Origin of the sequence: Prevotella melaninogenica ATCC 25845 (assembly GCF_000144405.1) — a bacterium.
GTDB classification, from domain to species: Bacteria; Bacteroidota; Bacteroidia; order Bacteroidales; family Bacteroidaceae; genus Prevotella; species Prevotella melaninogenica.
In genome coordinates this window covers 160,973-182,061 of sequence record NC_014370.1, presented here as the reverse complement: position 1 = coordinate 182,061, position 21,089 = coordinate 160,973, and the positions used below count along the sequence as shown (strand labels likewise).

The following is a 21,089-nucleotide window of genomic DNA, read 5'->3' as shown; positions in this document are numbered from 1 at the left end:
CTTATAAAATAATCGTTCCTTACATACAACAAATGTTACCTAAACGAAATCCTTATAGCAAATGAACGATTTACAAGAAAAGGGCCTTTTTTATTCTCTTCAAAGAGAAACTGCACACAAATCACTTCTTGGGACTCTCCCCGAACTCGTCTTTATAGCACTTTGAAAAATAGCTGGGCGTAGAGAAACCAACAGCATAAGCCACCTCTGACACCGTCTTTTCCGTTGTTCGAAGCAAATGGCGGGCACGAGTGAGACGGGCTTTACGAAGCATTTCTACAGGAGAATATCCAGTAAGAGCCTTCACTTTCCGATAAAGCTGCACACGAGAAAGGCCGATTTCATCGCCTATTCGCTCTACATTAAACTCATTATCACTAAGGTGGTCTTGAATTATCTTGCGCAATTGTGCTGCAAAAGTCTTATCTGTTTCATTGGACAACTTTTCAAAAGCATCGTTTTCATCACTATTTGAGAATAACTTACTAAGTTTCTTCCTACTTTGAATAAGATTATCAATACGCGAAAAAAGTAGACGAAGTGAGAATGGTTTGGACAAATAAGCATCCGCACCATGCTCATACCCCTCAGCACGTTGCTCATCAAGACTACGTGCTGTCAGTAAAATGACAGGTATATGACTGATAGCTTTATCCGTTTTCAGCTGTTGACAAAACGCTAATCCGTCCATCACAGGCATCATAATGTCCGACAACACTATATCTGGAACTATTTTCCGTGCAAGTTCCAAACCAACTTTTCCATTAGCGGCTTCACTCACATTATACTTTTCGGATAGTACCGACCTTAAATAAGTGCGAATATCGATATTATCATCAATGATTAATACCTCTGGTTTATCTGTTTGATAAGGCTGTATAAGTTCGTCTATATGACGAGCTTGATTCGGAACTTCTTCTGCGGATGATGGCTCAACCAATTGTTCTATTTTCTCTGTAGGCTGGTTAGTTACCTCTCCTTTCTGTCTAACAGGAATATGAATAGTAAAGGTACTTCCTTTTCCCTCGACACTTGTAGCACTTACTTCTCCGTGATGCAATTCTGTGAAAGCTTTCACAATAGCCAAGCCAATACCCGTACCACGTCCAGCATTCTTTGCTTGATAGAAACGATCAAAAATATAAGGAAGCTCATCACTTGAAATACCACAACCATTATCTGCCACACTAATCATAACACGTCCATTCTCTTCTTTAGCTGTCAGAGTGATTTCTCCACCTTCAGACGTATATTTTAGGGCATTACTAAGAAGATTATAACAGATTCGCTCTATCTTATCTTGATCTGCTCTGAGCATAACCGCATCAGGAGCATTCATACTAATGGCAATATGCTTCTTCTGTGCAGAGGCACTGAAAAGCATAATCCATTGTTTCATACTTTCCGAAAGATTAAAGTCGGAGAGGCGTAGTTCCATCTTACCATTCTGCACCTTACGGAAGTCAAGAATCTCACTGACCAATTGTGTCAGGACAAGCACATTACGTTGTACTATCTGAAGCATACTTCGTTGTTGTGAATTAAGGTTATCATCATGCATGATATAGTTCACAGGATCAGCTATCAACGTAAGTGGTGTACGCAATTCATGACTTATATTTGTGAAAAACTGAAGTTTTGCTTTGTTGGCATCTTCTTCTATTCTTCGCTTCATAAGGATAGTTCGATAGATATAAACCATAATACCTATCAGCAAGAAAAGGATTATACTAAAAAGCACAATATACATCTTTTGATGATTATATTGCACCAAATAAGTATCCACTTTCCCATGAAGTGCATTGAGACGAGCTGTTTGCTTATTCATCTCTTCATTCTGCATAAGTAGAACATTAGCGTTTGCCTTTGTTACCAATGCACCTTTTAGATAGTTGTCACGCTTATAAGGCTTCTTCTCAAGGATATTCAACGCGAGTTGCATAACAGAATCGCCTCGGGTAGGATAGATATAAGAAGCTTCTAAATTACCATCACGAACATTCTCCATACCTCCTCCTGGTACAGGAAGAGCATCTATTCCAACTATTCTTATTCCCTTAACCTTATGCTTCTTTATAGATTGCAAAGCACCTAAAGCCATACGGTCATTTTGTGCAAAGACGTATTGGATAGGCTCTTTTGCTTGTGAGAGTACACTGTCCATAGCCATTACACCACTCTCTTTCACCCAATCTCCATGCTTACGAGCAATCACTTTTATCCCAGAATAATCCTTTAGTGCATCCATAAAACCACGATTGCGTTCTATGGCGGGCGACGATGCTTGTAATCCACAAATCTCAGCTATATTCCCTTTACCATCTAACTGCTGCCCGATGAAATTGCCTATTTCGTATCCAGCCTCATAGTTATCAGCCCCTATAAAGGCTGTGTACTTTTTTGAATCGGTCTTACGATCGAAGAGGATAACAGGGATTCCGGCATCGTATGCTTTATCAATGACCGATGAAATCGTATGAATTTGATTGGGAGAAACAATAAGAAGGTTGACTCCTTCCTTTATAAACTGTTCAATCTGTTGTTTCTGTAACCTGTCATTATCATTAGCTGAAGCAAATTTTAGTGTTACATTATCATGCTGATAGGTACTCATCACAAGTTCGTTGTTGAGCTTATCACGCCAAATATCTTCAGAACACTGAGATACTCCTATAACATATTTTTTTACGTTGTTATCCGAACAAGCTGAAAACAACAAAGTGAAAATTAGTATGTATAACCATTGCTTCATCTGCATAAATATCAAAAAAGATTATGTATAATACAGGTTTATTGCAGCAAAGATACATTCTTTTTTTTGTATTTGCAAGGAATCAAGACGTTATTATGCGAGCAAATAAATAACGACAGATAGTCCTGAAACGTCTTTGTATCTTCCTATGAGATTTTCCGTTAAATGCGTAGACTTTTTACGTATAGCTTTAACGGAAGAACAGCAATGATTCATTAAATAAAAACATAGCCAAGACTATCAAACTATCTATTTTATAATCATTATCTGACATAGGCAACTGTTTCGTTTTACCCCAAATCGCTCATTAGAGCCTAAACATATTTTATTTTATTATCGAGCTGATTGTTTGTTTCTGGAACATAAGCGCAGTGGGTTACATCAAGTTACAAAGACAGACAAGATGCCAATAAGAACATAAAAGATGTTAGGAAACAATACCATAATAATAAGAAATATACATTTTGTGGTCTAATGACCGACTTGGGGTTAATACGATGAAAATTCAGACAACAGCCCGAAAAATCATCACATAATTTCGAATAAAACATCTATAAATAAGGATAAAAACACGCATAAAAAGCAAGTTTGTAACCAACAGAGAATCAAATGATTATAAAGTACCAAGATAAAAGATGCTTACTTGGACTTCAAAAGGGCGTTAGTAAGCCCTCAAAAGAGCATCTTTTGCAACTCAATTAGCCGTCTTTTAGAAGCCAAAAAAGCATTTATTGATTTCAATCTGCTTGAAAATAGTTTACAAACCTCAATCAATAAGGGAATAAACAGTTTGTAGGCAATGGATAGATATAGTATCAATTTGAATTTAACCTTATAGCCTATCCCCTTTATAAAACCATCTAATTTGGGATAGTCATACTAAGGAAGTGTATAAGTCTTATTCTATTTCCAATCTATGCTTTTAACAGAAGAACCTAAAAAAAAAATGTATAAAAAGAAATTTGTTTAAATAAAATTTGTATATTTGAATATCTTTTATTAATTTTGCACCCGCTTTCAGGGTAATAATGCGATATTACCAACAAATCTTTAAATTACAGATTTTAAACACCTTATAAGCTATAACCACCCAAATAATTATAGACACAAAAAATAATTTTATATATATTAAATAAAAATGAAACAAGACAAAGAGAAGAAGGCCTATATAGAGCCTCAAATTTTGACGTTTAGCTTGGCTGGGGATTGCCCAATCTTGGCTGGTAGCCCTCCTGTTAATACAACTCCTGAAGTGATTCCCCCTGTGGAGGATAATACAGACACAGAATTGGTGGGCGAGTAAGTTTTAAATCTTTTTATTATTTGTGATAAAAAAGACATTAACTATAATGAAGATTAATAATTTCAGAAATTGCTTTACGCATAAGTCGGGCGTAAAAACGCTCACATTTGTTTGTCTCAGCGGTTTGACCGCTCTGGGACTTACCGGCTGTTCAGACAACGATTTTGATTCGGTAGTAAATAATCAGGAGAACGGCACAGCTGTTGCTTTCAATGTAGGTGTGGCAGGTGACAATACACAGACTACACGTGCCTTGACCCGTGCTGCCTATGCTGATCAGTTGAGCGATTTTGGCTTGAAGCCAGAGGATCTCGTTGACCAGAAGCTTGCTGTTGAGGGCAATAGCGACTACTGTCTTGTTGAGACAACCTTGCCAGGTATTTACAATGAAGACTTTAAGTCAAATCCTGCAACCCGTGCTGACATCATTACCACTGCAACACTTGGCAAGTTCTCTGCCATTGGTTCTCGTGGTGCATCAGCCTCTGCCCTTAGCTCTTGGTTCCACAATGAGGAGGTAGGTGCTAACGGTACTTTCAAGAACACGTTCTATTGGGCAATGAGCCAGCCTTATGCTAAGTTCTATGCTGTCTATCCACAGATTACAGATGCTTATGACAAGCTGGCTCTTTCTTCACAGGGTACTTCAGTTCCTTACGTGAACGTACAGGTAGAGACTGATGCTACTAATCAGAAGGACCTTATGACAGCTTGCTCTGGTGAGACTCCTGTACAGTACGTAACACAGGGTACAGCACCAGTTGTTCCTATTAAGTTCCAGCACGCAATGACAGCTATCCGCTTCAAGCTCGGCGAGAATGTTGCAGCTGGTCACAATATTACCAAGATTGAGATTGTAGATGCTTTGAGCAAGGGTAAGTTTACATTGCCTTCAGGTGTGCTCCTAACATCTACTGGCGATCTTGACCGTGCGTGGACAGATGTGAAGGATAAGGCAACCTTCAAAGTTGACGGCTTGAACGTAAGCACATCGGGTACGAATAAGATTATCACCGGTAGAGATAATAATGACAACTACACCTTCTATATGATTCCACAAAGTCTTGCTGGTGTGAGAGTTAATATCTACTTTGACAACGCTGGTACTCCAGCTATCACTGCTGCGCTCAGGGGCTCTTGGAAGGCCGGTACAACAAAGACCTATGAGCTTTCTCAGAAAGCTGGTAGCTTTGAGTATGTGCTGAACCCATCATCGCCTGGTATTGCTGCTAAGGATGCTACAACAACAAGTACATATATGGTTCAGTCATACATTACAGAGAATGGTGTGAAGAAGCCTCTGAAGTGGAAGGTTGTTGATTACAAGGTTAATGGTGCTTCTGTAGCGAAGCCTGAATGGCTGACAAACCTTACTCTGGAAGGTGGTAATGGTAGTACAACTTCTGCTGGTGAGACTGGTACAGCAACTATCACACAGAACGTTAAGGACCTTCTCAAGGAGCGTAATGAGGGCTTGCAGAAAGCAACAGCTGTAACAAACTATAACCTCTCTAACAAGACTGGTGCTGACGCAATTGAGAATACCGCTAACAGCTACGTAATCTCTGCGCCAGGTACTTACCGTATTCCTTTGGTATATGGTAATGCTATCAAGGGCGGATCAACTAACGAGTCAGCTTATATCAGTAAAGCTTCAAGTGTATACTTGCCGAAAGATGGCGGTGGTTTTTATGACGAGGACCTTGTTCTGCATAAGTTTGTTGATCATTTGGACAGAGAAATCACAAGTCCTTACATCAATGTGCAGAATCGTTCTTATGCTGCAAAACTTGCAGAGGTTGTATGGACTGATGTGCCAGGTGTTGTAAGCAATCTTGAAGTTAAGCAGAATGGTGGAGATAAGGACTTCCTTACATTCACTGTTAACGAAAATCAGCTTGCTAATGGTAATACCATTGTTGCCGTTACAGATGATTCAGGTAAGGTTCTTTGGTCTTGGCATTTATGGTTTGCTCCTAAGACTGCGCTCGATCCAATCAAGTTTACAAGTGCAGGTACTACTTATAACTTTACAAACGAGACGCTGGGTTGGAAGTACACAAAGTGGATGGCAAAGACGGAAGCACGCAAGGTAACTGTTGTTATCGAGCAGGAAGGCTCAGGAAAGAAGGGTGAGATTGAAATCGAGCAGGCTGGTGATGATGCTGTCCGTGAGGGATACTGCACACTCTACCAGTGGGGTCGTAAGGATGCACTCCCAGGAGTAGATAACATTAGCGGTTACTCTTATGAAAGCAGTTATCAAAAGATTCCAGACCAAGCTGAGCATAATGAGCCATACAGAACTATTATGTTAGGTCGTACAATTGGACGTGGTATTTGCAATCCAGGTGTAATGCTTCCAGAGGTAGGTGCAGGTAAGTTGGGTTGGCAGTACAAGCAGTACATTAACCTGTGGTCAATTAATAGTAATACAATTGATGGTTTGAATTCTGTTGTTGTTAAGACTATTTACGACCCATCTCCAGTAGGTTATCAGATGCCTAATGCATACGTTTTCAAGGACTTCAATACTACGGATGCAACATGGGATAATGGATACACTCTTCGTGCTGATAATAATAAGGAAATCTACTTCCCAGCGTGTGGTGCACGTAGTGCTGGAAAATTAGTTCAGAAGAATGTGGCTGGTTTCTATTGGACTGGTGTTGCAGTAGAGGTTGGCGGTCAGTTAGGTTATGCATGGCGTGCCAAGATGGCAAATGGCTCTTTGTCATTGCCAGTTAAAAATAGTGATGCACGAAATGCTTACAGCTATGCATTCGGCGTTCGCCCAGTAGCAAGTCCTACGAATTAATTCTCAGTCACTTTAAATATTAAGGGCTGCATTAAAATGGTTTCATTTTGATGCAGCCTTTTTGTAAATTAGAATTAAGTGTAGACTTCTTATACTCTGTGAGAAAATAATATATTGGTGTCCGATAAAACTTTTTTAGAGTTATCTGTGTTAGATAAAATAGGCTAAAAATTATGATTTCATTAATTTATCTGGTTGTTATAGGTCTTGCCTTGTCAAAATAAGCACATTTTATAACACTTACAGTTTGAAACTAAAAACCAAGCCCCTGGATAATTAAAACGGCTGCAACACCGATAGATAAAGAGATACAGAGCTTTCAGTTTATTTTTACCAGACAGCAATAAAAATAATAAAAGAGTGAGAGGATTGAAAGGAATAGTAGCAACGTCTTAACTCCATTTCACTCCTTAACTCCTTTAACTCCTAAAAACAGCAAAGGAGCGAAAGAAAAAAGACTAATGTCTTAACTCCATTTCACTCCTTAACTCCTTAACTCCTAAAAACAGCAAAAGAGCGAAAGGAAAAAGACTAATGTCTTAACTCCCTTCAACTCCTTAACTCCTTTAACTCCTCTTGAAATCTCCTTAACTCCCAAAAGAGCCTTATTCCGGATAGAACTTCACGCAAACAGGGTGGCTGAGGACAATATCCTGATGAGTATTCTTAAGCAAGCCCGTATCCTTATCACGTGAGTAAACCTGTATAGAGTTATCATCACGACAAGCAACGAGCAGGAAGTTGCCATTTGGGGTGATAGCAAAGTTGCGTGGATGTTTACCAGTAAGTTGCGCACCCACACGAGTCAAGGTACCCTTATTGCCTACACGGAAGATAGTGATACCATCACCCTTCAGACGTGTGCTTGTATAAACAAACATACCATCAGGACTGACATGGATATCAGCACCCCCACGTGCGTTAGCGTTATCAGCAGCGATAGACTGAAGTTCCTTTAACTTACCGTCACTATAACTATAAACAATCACCTTACCAGACAACTCGTTCATAAGGTAAGCATATCTACCATTAGGAGAGAAAACAAGATGACGTGGACCAGAACCTGGTTTTACATTAGCCGCAATACCATGATCCTCTAACTTCTTATCACGCTTGTTATAAGAGAAACAAAGAATACGGTCGCCACTAAAGTCGGTTGTAAGGATATAACCATCAGGCGCAAAGATAGCACAATGTGCATGAGGTGTGTTCTGACGTGAACGGTTAGGACCACTCTTCACACTACCCAACTGCAACAAAGACTTATCGAGTGTTCCATTCTTAAGAATTGGGAAGACAGAGATAGTACCCCCAGAGTAGTTAGCAGTAAGTGCAATCTTGCCATCTGTAGACACATAACAAGGATCGCCACCATGCGTTAGCTGTGAGTTTTTAAAAGCGAAAGTACCGTTTACAGGGTCGTAACCAATGCTATTAAGAACAGCTGTCGCATTATTCTTCTCGCTAACAGCATAGATATTACGACCATCCTTGCTGAAAGTAAAATAAGAAGGATTGTCAACCTTTAACGAAGTGATACCCGATGCCTTACCAGTAGACTGGTCGAAAGAGAATGAATACAACCCCTGACTGCCAGCATCAGTATAGGTTCCGACAACCATCTTGATATTACTGTCGGCAAAACCGAACACAGGACTAACGGCCAAAGCCGCACCTAATAAAATAGATTTAAAATTCATCTTTGTTTAATCTGCTATATTTGTTTATATTTTATGTTTCACCTATTATAATATAATAAGCCCCTCACTTATTCCCTTCTTTCAAGATATAAGAAGTAGCTTTATAGCGCTACAAAAATAAATAAAACTATGATAAACCTCTATCTTTTTTACCATTTTTGACTTCCCCGCTTTGTTTTTAAGTTTTTAAAAACATTCGCAGAGAGATAAGACTAATATTTTGACTGTTTAGTAAGGCAGAAGTTCAAACATCAAAGACAACGAATATTATAAGGTAAGATGTAAGAACAACATTAAACAAAACCTTGGAGAAACACAATAACAGACTCAAACGAGCGAACATTTTAGTTAAATAATCATAAACTACATATAATCTTACTATCCAAAACAATTATATAAGGTTGAAAATAAGTACCTTTGCAGTCCGATTATTAAGGGGGATTTTCTTAGAACCCCATACGATACGTGTTAATAGTGTTGTCTTTGGCCGGGCAGCATGGTTAGGTCAAGCACAGTCGTAAAAATAGAAAACGTTTTTTAGTAGTAAAATTATTAATTTTTTAGAATGGACACTTTAAGTTACAAGACTATTTCCGTAAACAAGGAAACAGCTAAGAAAGAGTGGGTCGTTATTGACGCGAGCGATCAGGTTGTAGGTCGCCTTTGCTCTAAAGTAGCTAAGCTTCTTCGCGGAAAGTACAAGCCAACTTTCACCCCACACGTAGATTGTGGTGACAACGTAATCATTATCAATGCAGCTAAGGTTGTATTCTCTGGTAAGAAGGAGACTGATAAGGTTTACACACGTTATACTGGTTACCCTGGTGGTCAGCGTTTCAACACACCTGCACAGCTTCGTACTCGTAAGAACGGTATTGACAAGATGATTCGTCATGCTGTTAAGGGTATGTTACCAAAGGGTCCTTTAGGTCGTCATCTGTTGGATAACCTCTATGTTATCGAAGGTACAGAGCTCAACGGTCTCGAGGCACAGAAGCCAAAGGCAATTGATATTAACCAGTATAAATAATAAGGAGAAAGATGGAAGTAATTAATGCAATTGGTCGCCGTAAGAGCGCTGTAGCGCGTGTTTACCTCTCAGAGGGCACCGGTAAGATCACAATCAACAAGAAAGATTTAACTGAATTCTTCCCATCAGCTATCCTGCAGTACGTGGTTAAGCAGCCACTGCAGTTGCTCGGTGTAGAAGGTCAGTATGACATTAAGGCCAACCTCGATGGTGGTGGCTTTACTGGTCAGAGCCAGGCACTGCGTCTTGCTATCGCTCGTGCATTGGTTAAGGTTAACGCTGAAGATAAGAAAGCACTTAAGGACCAGGGATTCCTGACACGCGACAGCCGTACTGTTGAGCGTAAGAAGCCAGGTCAGCCAAAGGCTCGTGCTCACTTCCAGTTCAGTAAGCGTTAATATTTTCCTTTGGAACTTGGAACTTGGAACTTTGACCATTGAAGTTGGAACATTGAACAGTTGACATTGAACATTGAACTTGGAACATTGAACTTTATGATATGTTTTGTTTGATAAAAGAATAAAACGAAGCAGAAAGGTAAAAGTTCAAACAGAAAGCTGAAAGGCTAAAGCTCAAATTTCAAAGCTCAAAGTTCAAAGGAAAAGGGTTTAGTATCTAAACTGACGCGATTCCTTATCGGGGGACTACCCGTCAGTTGATTCTAACAAAGCGTGGTGAAGCTCATTCGCCAAGAAAGAATTAAAAAGAAAGTAAACAAGTAAAAACAAACAAAATGTCAAGAACAAATTTTGACCAGTTATTGGAGGCAGGATGTCACTTTGGCCACCTCCGTCGCAAGTGGAATCCAGCTATGGCTCCTTACATCTTCATGGAGCGCAATGGTATCCACATCATCGATCTTCACAAGACTGTAGCTAAGATAGACGAGGCAGCAGAGGCACTCAAGGGTATCGCTAAGAGTGGTAAGAAGATCTTGTTCGTCGCTACTAAAAAACAGGCTAAGGAAGTTGTAGCTGAGAAGGCTGCAGCTGTTAACATGCCATACGTAAACGAGCGTTGGGCTGGCGGTATGCTGACCAACTTCCCAACTATCCGTAAGGCTGTGAAGAAAATGACGAACATCGACAAGTTGATGAACGACGGAACATTCTCTAACCTCTCTAAGCGTGAGCTTTTGCAGATTTCACGTCAGCGTGCTAAGCTCGAGAAGAACCTCGGTTCTATCTCAGATTTGACTCGTTTGCCATCTGCACTCTTCGTTGTAGACGTAATGAAGGAGCACATCGCTGTTAAGGAGGCTAACCGTCTCGGCATTCCTGTATTCGGTATCGTTGATACCAACTCTGATCCAAAGAACATCGACTATGTTATTCCAGCTAATGACGATGCTAAGGATTCAGTAGAGGCTATCCTCGCTGCTTGCTGCGGTGCTATTGCAGAGGGTCTTGAGGAGCGTAAGGCTGAGAAGGCTGACGAGAAGGCTGCTGCAGAGCAGGCTGAAGAGGCTGCTGAGGCTAAGCCAAAGCGTGCTGCTCGTAAGGCAGAAGAAGCTCCAAAGGCAGAGAACGAAGCACCAGCTGCTGAGTAATTAAAAGAAACATAGTGGGCGCTGGTGAGTGCTAATGAGCTTCTATATTATTTATAATACGTGAAGTTTATTATCCCTCATCAACGCCCACAATATTTAATAATATTAGAAAGGAAAACAAAAAATGGCTATATCTATTGAAGATATCAAGAAGCTCCGCGCTATGACTGGCGCAGGTCTGGCTGACGTAAAGAAGGCACTCACAGAGGCTGAAGGCGATTACGAAAAGGCAAAGGAATTGATCCGTGAGCGTGGTTTGGCTATCGCTGCTAAGCGTTCTGACCGTGAGACATCAAACGGTTGTGTACTCGTTAAGCAGGTAGATGGTTTTGCTGCTATGGTTGCTATCAAGTGTGAGACAGACTTCGTTGCTAATGGTCAGGACTTCATCGCCCTCGTTCAGGAGATTCTGGACGCTGCTGTTGCTAACAAGTGCAAGAGCCTTGATGAGGTTAAGACACTTAAGCTCGCTAATGGCGAGGATGCTGCTACAGCAGTTCAGCAGCGTTCTGGTGTTACTGGTGAGAAGATGGAGCTCGACGGCTACAACTTCCTTGAGGGTGAGAACTTGTCTGTTTATGACCATATGAACAAGCACACTCTCGCAACTATCGTTCAGCTCAATGAGAACAACGAGGAGGCTGGTCACAAGGTAGCTATGCAGGTTGCAGCTATGAAGCCAGTAGCTCTTGACGAGGCATCTATTCCACAGTCTGTTAAGGACGAGGAGTTCAAGGTTGCTGTTGAGAAGACTAAGGAAGAGCAGATTGAGAAGGCTGTTGTTGCTGCTATCAAGAAGGCAGGTATCAACGCTAACCTCGTTGACAGTGAAGACCACATCGAGTCTAACATCAAGAAGGGTTGGTTGACACGTGAGGAGGCTGACAAGGCTATCGAGATTCGCAACACTGTTGCTGCTGAGAAGGCTGCAAACCTCAACGAGGATATGATTCAGAACATCGCTAAGGGTCGTCTGAACAAGTTCTTCAAGGAGAATTGTCTCGTTGATCAGGAGTTCCAGTTCGGTGATGGCGACAAGCAGAGCGTTAGCGAGTGGCTTAAGGCTCAGAGCAAGGATCTTAAGATTGTTGCTTACAAGCGCTTCACTCTCGCTGCAGAGTAATCACAGAGCTTCATTAGAAGAAAGATATGGGAGTTGCAGGATAGCCATTAGGCTCCTGCAACTCTCTTTTATTAGAAGTTAGGGCTTATTAGACTAATTGGGCTAATTGGACTAATAAGGCTAATAAGGCTAATTGGGCTAATAAGACTAATTGGGCCAATAAGCCCAATAATTTCCTAAAACTACCAACAATGAAAATCTTTGCAGTCGGCATGAATTATGCCGAACATAATAAATCGCTAAACGAAACGTTATCTAAAAAGGAAGGACCAGTAATCTTCACTAAGGCAGACTCTGCCCTACTGAAAGATAAAAAGCCTTTCTTCATTCCCGATGACCTGGGAACGATTGAATATGAAACGGAACTCGTGGTGCGTATCTGTCGATTGGGGAAGACCATCTCAGAGCGCTTCGCTCATAGATACTACGATGCTGTGACAGTTGGTATTGACTTCACAGCTCGCGAATTACAACAAAAGCTAAGAGCGCAAGGACTACCATGGGACCTCTGCAAAGGATTTGATGGTTCGGCTGCTTTAGGCGAATGGATATCAAAGGATAAATTCCTTGATGTACAACGACTCCGCTTCCACCTTGACATCAATGGACAGACGGTTCAGGAAGGATGTACAACTGACATGCTATACAAAGTAGATGAAATCATCAGTTACATTAGTCGCTACTTTACCCTCAAGACTGGCGACATCATCTATACAGGCTGTCCATCAGGTTGTGGACTTGTACATATCAATGACCATATGGAAGGATACATTGAAGAGAGAAAGGTTCTCGACTTTAATTGCAAGTAAAATAAGGAGAGTAAGTGAAAGACTTCTAAACGATTACAACATAGATTTCTATACTCTCCAATTAAGGAACTCAAATAATCAACCGAACAGAGGGAATAACTGACAAAAAGACTTAAGAAGGAATACATCAATAAAATGACGAAAGGAATCAACAAGCTGTTAATGAAACGTTCAGCAATACTCTGCCTTATACTTCTGTTGGGTTGTATAAAACTATCAGCTCAACAGCAAAGATTTTTCAACCTAACGGTTCAAGATGTGACAATAGACTCGCTATTGCCACTTTTCCGTTATGCTATCCCTGTTGGTGAACAGTACGCTGATTCTATCTACGAATTGGAGATACGCTATCCTGAGTTTATGGACATGAGCAAGGCAGACATTGAACGCTACAATGCATTGACAAGTGTTGTCCCTCCTGCATTACCAGAGATACATCAGCAGATGACTGTGGAACGTAAGCGTGGTGTATTAGAGATATCTCTAATGCCTATCGTTCAGCGCAATGGAAAGAAGCAGTTCCTCGTCAGTTTCATGATAGCGCTTACATCTCGTCCTAAGAAAACAACGACGAAGAAGACAAAAGGTATTGAGACTCGTACCGGTGGCATATCGGTATCTACTGTCTCAAATCGCTACGCTGCACATTCCGTTCTTGCAAGTGGTAAGTGGGCAAAGATACGTGTTCCTGCTAATGGTGTCTATCAGTTGACCAATGATCTAATCCGTCGTGCCGGCTTCTCTAATATTGACAAAGTCAAAATCTATGGCTATGGTGGAAACTTGCAGAAGGAGGTTCTTACAGCTGACGACATCACTTCATTTGATGATTTAAAAGAGGTACCAACCTATAATAGTAATGGTAGACGGCTCTTCTATGCACGTGGACCTGTTAGTTGGGAAAGCAACACATCGGTAAAGAGAATCCGCAACCCTTATTCTAACTATGGTTATTACTTCCTAACAGAAGACAACAACAGTGCTCCTGCAACTGTTTCAGATAGCACAACCTTCCTCAACAGTTTCTATCCATCAGCAGGTGACTATCATAGTCTGCATGAGGTAGATAACTTCAGTTGGTATCACGGAGGTCGAAACCTCTTTGAAGAGACTCCATTAAAACTGAACGAAGGTAAGGTGTTCACCTTGGCAAACAAAGCACGTGCTACAAGTGCAAAACTAACGGTAGCCGTAACAACAGGTACCTATACTTCAGTTGTAAAGGTAGAAGCAAATGGTCAATATCTTGGCGACATAAGAGTCACACCACAAGAATCCTTTGACAAAGGATATGAAGAAGTAAGAACCTATACCCTCAACACCCTCCATGCAGTTGATAGCATCAAACTGACAACCCTATCTGGTGGTCCAGCACGTCTTGACTACCTCATCATGACTTACTCTACTCCTGCGCCAGCACCTTCTTTGAAGGCTTCTTTCCCTGCCCCAGAGTATGTTTACAACATAACCAATCAAGACCATCATGCTGACGAACCTGTCAACATGGTGATTATCATCCCTACAAGTCAGAAGTTATTAGCCCAGGCAGAACGATTAGCCGACTTCCATCGTACACACGATAATATTTCTGTACGTATTGTCCCAGCAGACGAACTCTATAATGAATTCTCCAGTGGGACACCTGATGCAATGGCTTACCGCCGTTATATGAAGATGCTTTACGACCGTGCTACCAGTAACAATCTCCCACAGTCGCTCCTACTCTTTGGCGACTGCGTATGGGACAACCGTATGGTTACCAGTGCTTGTCGTAACCTTAACCCTGATGACTATCTTCTTGCCTACGAGAGTGAAAACTCATTCAGCGAGACCGACTGCTATGTCAATGATGGTTGGTTTACGTTGATGGATGATGGAGAAGGTGGAGACTTGTTAAGACGCGACAAAGAAGACCTTGGAGTTGGGCGCTTTCCTGTGACAGAGATATCAGATGCAAAGGTATTAGTTGATAAGACAATCGGATATGCTGAGAACAAGAATGGCGGAAGTTGGGAGAATATTATCATGTTCATGGGTGATGATGGAAACAATAATCTCCACATGCACGATGTCAATGAGACCGCAGAAACCATTATGTCGACCTATCCTGACTATCAAGTAAAGAAGGTGATGTGGGATGCTTACACCCGTATATCGTCTGCAACTGGTAACACCTACCCTGAGGTAAGTGCTATTATCAAGCAGCAACAGGCACAAGGTGCACTTATCATGGATTATGCTGGTCACGGAAAGGAAGACCAGATCTCTCATGAAGCAGTACTCCGCCTCAACGACTATGCCAACTTTACCAACGCTAATCTACCACTTTGGATTACCGCCAGCTGTGATATTATGCCATACGATGGTACTATCCCAACTATCGGTGAAGCAGCAATGCTAAACAAGAAGGGTGGCTCTGTTGCTTTCTGGGGTACTACTCGTACGGTATATGCTTACTATAACAAGGCAATCAATACCGCCTTCCTCAAGCATGTACTTAGCTTTACAAATGGTAAACCAACCACATTGGGCGAAGCACAGCGTTTAGCTAAATGTGAGTTGATTAATTCTAACAGCGACCTCACACCAAATAAACTGCAATATGCTTTATTAGGCGACCCTGCTCTCTCACTGAACCTCCCAACATTAGAGGTAAAAGTGGAGACAATCAATGGACAAACACCAAGTACGACAGGTTCTGTTGTACTCAAAGGTGGCTCCGTTGTAACTGTCAAAGGTTACATTGCAAAGAATGGTAGTAAGCAAGGTGACTTCAAGGGGCTACTCACTGCTACCGTACGTGACACAAAAGAACTTATTACCTGTAAGAAGCAAGAGGATACATCCGCAAGTGCGTTCCAATATTACGATCGACAGAAAGTGCTATACAATGGTACAGACAGTATCAAGAATGGTGAGTTTACATTCACCTTCGCCGTACCACGTGACATCAACTATGCAGCAGGAACAGGCTTGATGAACCTATCTGCCATTAACGACAACCACACCCTCATGGCACAAGGACATGAAGATGGCTTCACGATTGATGGTTCAGAGATTGTATACAACGACTCTATTGGTCCATCAATCTATGCTTATCTCAATTCTCCTTCTTTTGTCAATGGTGGTGAGGTCAATAGTACTCCTTACTTCTTTGCACAGATAACGGATAAAGATGGTATCAACGCTTCTGGTAATGGTATCGGACATGACATGCAGTTGACCATCGACGGCAAGTTGACGCAAACCTATATTCTGAATGATAACTTCCGATATGACTTCGGTAGCTATACATCAGGAACAACAGGCTTTAGTCTGCCTGAGCTTTCTGAGGGACCACACACTCTGCAGTTCCGTGCGTGGGACATACAGAACAACCCTTCAACCGTTACATTACAGTTCAAGGTTGTAAAAGGACTGGCACCAGAAATCTATAGTGTCAATGCTTCTAAGAATCCTGCCACGACAGAGACGACATTCATTGTTACGCACAACTATATTGGTTCAGATGTCGATATTGACATTGAAGTATTCGATATGAGCGGTCGCCTCCTATGGCACCGCAGTGAGACTGGTGTTGCATCGGGCAATGCCATTACAGCCAACTGGGACCTTACCGTTGAGAGTGGAGCAAGACTCAAGACAGGTGTCTACCTCTATCGAGTACGCCTCAGCAGTAATGGTGCGACAAAGGTATCGAAAGCTAAGAAACTAATTATCTTAGACAATAAATAACACAGAACGAACGTTTCAATCCATATAGCAACATTTAATAAGCAATCCAATTAAAATAGAATGATTAATAAGCTTCGTATAGCCATCCTCTCACTGACGGTATTTGCCTCATCTACCGTTTTCGCTCAGGATAAGAAAGACATTTTTAATCCAGTCAACACATCTGTTACCTCACAGACTATCGCTCCTGATGCACGTGCTGCAGGTATGGGTGACGTTGGTGCTGCTACCGACCCAGATGTGAATTCACAGTATTGGAACCCTGCAAAATATCCTTTTAATATTTCTCGTGCGGGTGTTTCACTAAACTACACTCCTTGGCTTCGCCAGTTGGTGAGTGACATCGACTTGGCTTATCTTTCTGGTTACTATCGTATCGGTGATTACAGTGCAGTCTCAGCTTCTATGCGCTACTTCTCTTTGGGTGAAGTACAGATGACTGACGGATCTAACATGACCATTAACCCTTATGAGATGTCAATGGACGTAGCCTACTCTCTGATGTTGAGTGAGCATTTCTCATTAGGTGCGGCTGTACGTTGGATATACTCTGACCTTACCTATAACTATACCGATGATACCGCGCCAGGTTCTGCCTTTGCAGCCGACTTGTCTTGCTATTATCAGAACTATATCAATATCGGTGAGCGTGAGTGCCAGTTGGGCTTAGGTATGAATATTTCAAACATCGGTTCAAAGATTACCTTCGGTGGTGATAATCGCTCTGAGTTCATCCCAACCAACCTTCGTTTAGGTGCTTCGTTGATGATTCCTATCGATGAATTCAACCGTTTTACCATTGCTGCTGATGCTAATAAGTTATTAGTCCCTACCTATCCAAAGCGCAAGGCTGATGAAACACAGGTAGACTATGATAACCGTCTTCAGAAGGAATATTATGACGTATCTTCTATCTCTGGTATCTTCAAGAGCTTCGGTGATGCACCTAATGGTGCTTCTGAAGAGTTACAGGAGATTCAGTGGAGCTTAGGTGCTGAATATACTTATAATGATAAGTTCTCACTCCGTGCTGGTTACCACCACGAAAGCGAAAACAAAGGTAACCGCAAGTACTTCACTGTCGGTGCAGGCTTCAAGATGAATGTCTTCTCACTGGATGCCGGATATGTTATTGCAACAGCTAAGAACAACCCACTTGATCAGACCCTCCGTTTCTCTTTATCATTTGACATGGATGGTATAAAAGATTTGTTTAAGAGGAGGTAAAGACCTCCCCCAGCCCCTCCGAAGGAGGGGAGAACCTAATGGGAAACTATTAGAGCAGACTTAGTTATCCGCTTCTTACCTTATTCATTAATTATTTAGCATTAACTCTCAACCAACCTTCTGCTTATCTATTTGTATAGACATCCCCCTCCTTTGCAGGGTAACAGGAAGGTTCTCCTTATATAAGAATATGACCAATTCTACCCTATCCATCCCATCTTTCCGTGTCGGAATGGGATACGACGTACACAAACTCGTTGAAGGACGCGACCTATATTTAGGTGGTATCAAAATTGAGCATACCCTTGGACTCCTTGGACACAGTGATGCTGACGTACTCATTCACGCTATCTGTGATGCCCTACTCGGTGCTGCTAATATGCGCGATATTGGTTATCATTTCCCCGACACCTCTGCTGACACACTCGATATGGACTCAAAGGTCATTCTTCGCAAGACCATTGACCTCTTGGCAACAAAGGGTTATCGAGTAGGAAACATCGATGCTACGGTATGTGCCGAGCGTCCAAAGATAAACCCACATATCCCTGCTATGTGCAAATGTCTGTCTGATATCATCGGTTGTGACATCGACGCCGTATCTATCAAGGCTACCACTTCCGAGCGCATGGGCTTCGTTGGTCGTGAAGATGGTATGGCTGCATACGCAGTTTGTATGATTGTAAAGGCATGAGATAATTGAAGCATAGTATTTTAGCATTATCCTCATCATATAGGAAAAGACATAAACATCTAAGCATACTATCATCTCTCATTGATAATAAAGACTAAAGGCTGAAATCCTTCATTGGGTTTCAGCCTTTTTTTTAAAACCCAAATCAATCAAGATAGAGCTTTTTACTTCTAATTATAACGGCATTTTTTAATTATAACACGCTTTTCTATTATGATGCAGGTGCCCAGCACATATTGTGCAGATCGTTAACACCAATGGTGCAAACGCCTCGCACCAGACGAAATGTTAATATGATAGAGGCAATTCATACTTAGATCTAAGAGCATTATATACACAAGTTCGGAATAAGAAAAAGCTTGTAAAAGTGTAGAGACAACCATTGACCAAGCGTACTGGGGATACTAACAGCTTTAGAGGTTAGTGTATGACGTGTAAAAACATGAAATAAAAGTTGCTGTCACTCCTGTCACTCCAATAACTCTTGCATATGATTACTTAACAAGAGGTTACGAGAAGTGTTAAAAGTGACAGCAAACTAAATAAAAAAGAAATTAGGTTATTGAGATAGAGATTCTATATCAATAACCTAATTTCTTTATGCCAAAGTATTCTCAGCTTAGCTCATAGAAGATTCATGTCTGATTCTTATAACAAACGCTCAATCTCCTGCTCAAGATTCTTAATCTGTGATGGGTTCTTCACAATATTGTTACCTCTATCAATGAGATAGATGATTGGAACCGTCTGTGCAGGAGCTGTATAAGCTTGACTGATACCAGTATCATCATAGACATTAATCCATGGCAGATTAGCCACCTGCTCTTTCCAGAAATGAGCATTATCGTCTAATGAAACCATATAGATTTCGAAGCCACGGTCATGGTACTTATTGTAAAGTTCGCGCAGTTGCATAATATATTCTGTAGAACCCTTTGCTGCAAAGACATGGAAGTCGAGCAGAACGACCTTACCTTTCAAATCAGTAAGATGGCGTTCTACACCACGGTTGTCACGTAATGGAAGGTCGACAACACCTAATTCCTTAGCTTCTATCTCCACTGGCTTATTCTGTGCCTTCACAATGCGCTCATCCTTCATACCCTTAATCGTGATATTATGGAGATTCTGCGTACGCTCTGAACCCGGATAATAGGTATCCCAACTGGTTGCAACAGCACCGAACACCTTATTGTCAGCTACGTCTCTTGATGGATCAAATATCAAATGTGCTTGATTACCTATTACAATATACTGGAACAAAGCAAAATAGCTATAGGCACGCATTGGCTCCTTGAAGATATAGTTGCGTGATACATCCTGCTTATAGTCGCTCATCAATACTGTGATAATTGAATCAGCAAGGTCAGGACGTTCTGCAAGAATAGACTGGCAACGTGCTTGTAAGTCAATTTGCTTCAGTGCCAATTCCTTGATTTTCTCATTCTCATAGGAACCCTTCACACTATAATCGGTAGCCATCTGCGGATAAGTAGCCTTCACATCAACTGTCTCTGTAGAATCAATACCAATATTGATAATCTGTCCAGCAATGCGAAGTCGATAGAACTCTGGATTATCCACCTTATCACCTGAGAACGAAAAATCGCCCTTTTCATCGAGTTTAACAGAGTCAACAGTAGAAAATCCATTGAGTCCGTTATGCTCAAAATAGAGCAAAGAGTCCTTGGCATTTGCAATAGAACCTGTCACATGGAACTTTTCTCCCGCACAACTTGCCAGTGCAGCGAGTCCAACAATCGCAAAGCCTGCCGCCAAAATGTTTCCGATTTTATGCTTCATTGTTTAATAGATATTACGTTTTTATCTTATCTTCCTTGCAAAGGTAACGTAAAATGATAAAACTGCAAAGCAAATATCGTCAAATATTATCAAATTCACTATACTTAAACAAAACTTCCTCCAGCCACTAAAAAGAGATAACATTGATTACTTATAGCCGTATCTTAAACCCAAATCTACTTTTTAAAGAAACACTGAGATATATGTGCATAGAGGGCTGAGCAGACTATTATTTCATCTCTTTTTGATAAAAATTTATCGATTTCATCGAGATTAATCAAATAAGAGTAACACTTATAAACCAAGTGACTTTATAAATAATTGGATGCAAAAAGGGCTTATATCAAATGACAACATTGATACAAGCCCCTTATATATTTTTGTATTCATCTACCCTCTTTCACGATATTATCAACATTTGGTAATTACAATGTAACAGCCTATTTGATGTATAACATCAGGGTTTCAGAATACTTTTCTAACGTAGCAAGATAATCCATAGTACCATGTTATAGATACCTTGCTCGTAGTTTTGTTATCTACTAA

13 protein-coding genes are annotated in these 21,089 nt (G+C 41.0%); 10 read left to right on the top strand and 3 right to left on the bottom strand.

All coding sequences use genetic code 11. The features are described 5' to 3' along the window. Positions 1–121 precede the first annotated feature (121 nt). Complete coding sequence (locus HMPREF0659_RS00620; protein WP_013264569.1) at positions 122–2,758, bottom strand: substrate-binding domain-containing protein; 2,637 nt, start codon at positions 2,756–2,758, stop codon at positions 122–124. A 1,132-nt stretch (positions 2,759–3,890) separates the two neighbouring features. Between HMPREF0659_RS00620 and HMPREF0659_RS12705 the strand changes: the two genes are divergently transcribed. Continuing rightward, on the top strand, positions 3,891–4,055 hold the full coding sequence (locus HMPREF0659_RS12705) for a hypothetical protein (protein WP_013264437.1): 165 nt from the start codon (positions 3,891–3,893) through the stop codon (positions 4,053–4,055). Between the two features lie 46 nt (positions 4,056–4,101). Then, positions 4,102–6,873 carry a fimbrillin family protein gene (locus HMPREF0659_RS00615; RefSeq protein WP_013264933.1) on the top strand — a complete coding sequence of 924 codons (2,772 nt, stop codon included), beginning with the start codon at positions 4,102–4,104 and terminating at the stop codon, positions 6,871–6,873. A gap of 605 nt (positions 6,874–7,478) precedes the next feature. Here the strand turns inward: HMPREF0659_RS00615 and HMPREF0659_RS00610 are convergent. Beyond that, positions 7,479–8,573, bottom strand: a complete 1,095-nt coding sequence (locus HMPREF0659_RS00610) for a lactonase family protein (protein WP_013264143.1) — start codon at positions 8,571–8,573, stop codon at positions 7,479–7,481. Between the two features lie 565 nt (positions 8,574–9,138). On the opposite strand from HMPREF0659_RS00610, the gene rplM reads away from it, so the two are divergent. From rplM to ispF, 8 genes are all read left to right on the top strand, one after another. Next, positions 9,139–9,603 carry a 50S ribosomal protein L13 gene (rplM, locus tag HMPREF0659_RS00605; RefSeq protein WP_004358787.1) on the top strand — a complete coding sequence of 155 codons (465 nt, stop codon included), beginning with the start codon at positions 9,139–9,141 and terminating at the stop codon, positions 9,601–9,603. Between the two features lie 11 nt (positions 9,604–9,614). Then, positions 9,615–10,001 carry a 30S ribosomal protein S9 gene (gene rpsI / locus HMPREF0659_RS00600; RefSeq protein WP_004358788.1) on the top strand — a complete coding sequence of 129 codons (387 nt, stop codon included), beginning with the start codon at positions 9,615–9,617 and terminating at the stop codon, positions 9,999–10,001. A gap of 335 nt (positions 10,002–10,336) precedes the next feature. Continuing rightward, entirely contained in the window at positions 10,337–11,152 is an 816-nt protein-coding gene (gene rpsB, locus HMPREF0659_RS00595; protein ID WP_013264106.1) for a 30S ribosomal protein S2, read from the top strand. Positions 11,153–11,276: 124 nt separating this feature from the next. Then, positions 11,277–12,275, top strand: a complete 999-nt coding sequence (tsf, locus tag HMPREF0659_RS00590; protein ID WP_013264695.1) for a translation elongation factor Ts — start codon at positions 11,277–11,279, stop codon at positions 12,273–12,275. 191 nt (positions 12,276–12,466) lie between these two features. After that, entirely contained in the window at positions 12,467–13,084 is a 618-nt protein-coding gene (locus HMPREF0659_RS00585; RefSeq protein ID WP_013264380.1) for a fumarylacetoacetate hydrolase family protein, read from the top strand. Between the two features lie 135 nt (positions 13,085–13,219). Continuing rightward, the gene (gene porU / locus HMPREF0659_RS00580) at positions 13,220–16,819 is read left to right on the top strand and encodes a type IX secretion system sortase PorU (RefSeq protein ID WP_013264080.1); all 3,600 of its coding nucleotides are present in this window, start codon (positions 13,220–13,222) and stop codon (positions 16,817–16,819) included. Between the two features lie 60 nt (positions 16,820–16,879). After that, complete coding sequence (gene porV / locus HMPREF0659_RS00575) at positions 16,880–18,046, top strand: type IX secretion system outer membrane channel protein PorV (protein WP_013264283.1); 1,167 nt, start codon at positions 16,880–16,882, stop codon at positions 18,044–18,046. 190 nt (positions 18,047–18,236) lie between these two features. After that, positions 18,237–18,740 (top strand): 2-C-methyl-D-erythritol 2,4-cyclodiphosphate synthase, encoded by a 504-nt coding sequence (gene ispF / locus HMPREF0659_RS00570; RefSeq protein ID WP_013264932.1) that lies wholly within the window; start codon positions 18,237–18,239, stop codon positions 18,738–18,740. A 648-nt stretch (positions 18,741–19,388) separates the two neighbouring features. On the opposite strand, the gene HMPREF0659_RS00565 is transcribed toward ispF, so the two are convergent. Beyond that, positions 19,389–20,543, bottom strand: a complete 1,155-nt coding sequence (locus HMPREF0659_RS00565) for a TlpA disulfide reductase family protein (protein WP_013264381.1) — start codon at positions 20,541–20,543, stop codon at positions 19,389–19,391. Between the last annotated feature and the right edge of the window lie 546 nt (positions 20,544–21,089).

What these genes read in the sequence shown, in the direction of transcription:
- HMPREF0659_RS00565 (WP_013264381.1), bottom strand. Translation starts at nt 20,543, where the DNA reads ATGAAGCATAAAATCGGAAACATTTTGGCGGCAGGCTTTGCGATTGTT.
- HMPREF0659_RS00610 (WP_013264143.1), bottom strand. Translation starts at nt 8,573, where the DNA reads ATGAATTTTAAATCTATTTTATTAGGTGCGGCTTTGGCCGTTAGTCCT.
- rpsB (WP_013264106.1), top strand. Translation starts at nt 10,337, where the DNA reads ATGTCAAGAACAAATTTTGACCAGTTATTGGAGGCAGGATGTCACTTT.
- ispF (WP_013264932.1), top strand. Translation starts at nt 18,237, where the DNA reads ATGACCAATTCTACCCTATCCATCCCATCTTTCCGTGTCGGAATGGGA.
- HMPREF0659_RS00615 (WP_013264933.1), top strand. Translation starts at nt 4,102, where the DNA reads ATGAAGATTAATAATTTCAGAAATTGCTTTACGCATAAGTCGGGCGTA.
- porU (WP_013264080.1), top strand. Translation starts at nt 13,220, where the DNA reads ATGACGAAAGGAATCAACAAGCTGTTAATGAAACGTTCAGCAATACTC.
- rplM (WP_004358787.1), top strand. Translation starts at nt 9,139, where the DNA reads ATGGACACTTTAAGTTACAAGACTATTTCCGTAAACAAGGAAACAGCT.
- HMPREF0659_RS00620 (WP_013264569.1), bottom strand. Translation starts at nt 2,758, where the DNA reads ATGCAGATGAAGCAATGGTTATACATACTAATTTTCACTTTGTTGTTT.
- rpsI (WP_004358788.1), top strand. Translation starts at nt 9,615, where the DNA reads ATGGAAGTAATTAATGCAATTGGTCGCCGTAAGAGCGCTGTAGCGCGT.
- HMPREF0659_RS12705 (WP_013264437.1), top strand. Translation starts at nt 3,891, where the DNA reads ATGAAACAAGACAAAGAGAAGAAGGCCTATATAGAGCCTCAAATTTTG.
- tsf (WP_013264695.1), top strand. Translation starts at nt 11,277, where the DNA reads ATGGCTATATCTATTGAAGATATCAAGAAGCTCCGCGCTATGACTGGC.
- porV (WP_013264283.1), top strand. Translation starts at nt 16,880, where the DNA reads ATGATTAATAAGCTTCGTATAGCCATCCTCTCACTGACGGTATTTGCC.
- HMPREF0659_RS00585 (WP_013264380.1), top strand. Translation starts at nt 12,467, where the DNA reads ATGAAAATCTTTGCAGTCGGCATGAATTATGCCGAACATAATAAATCG.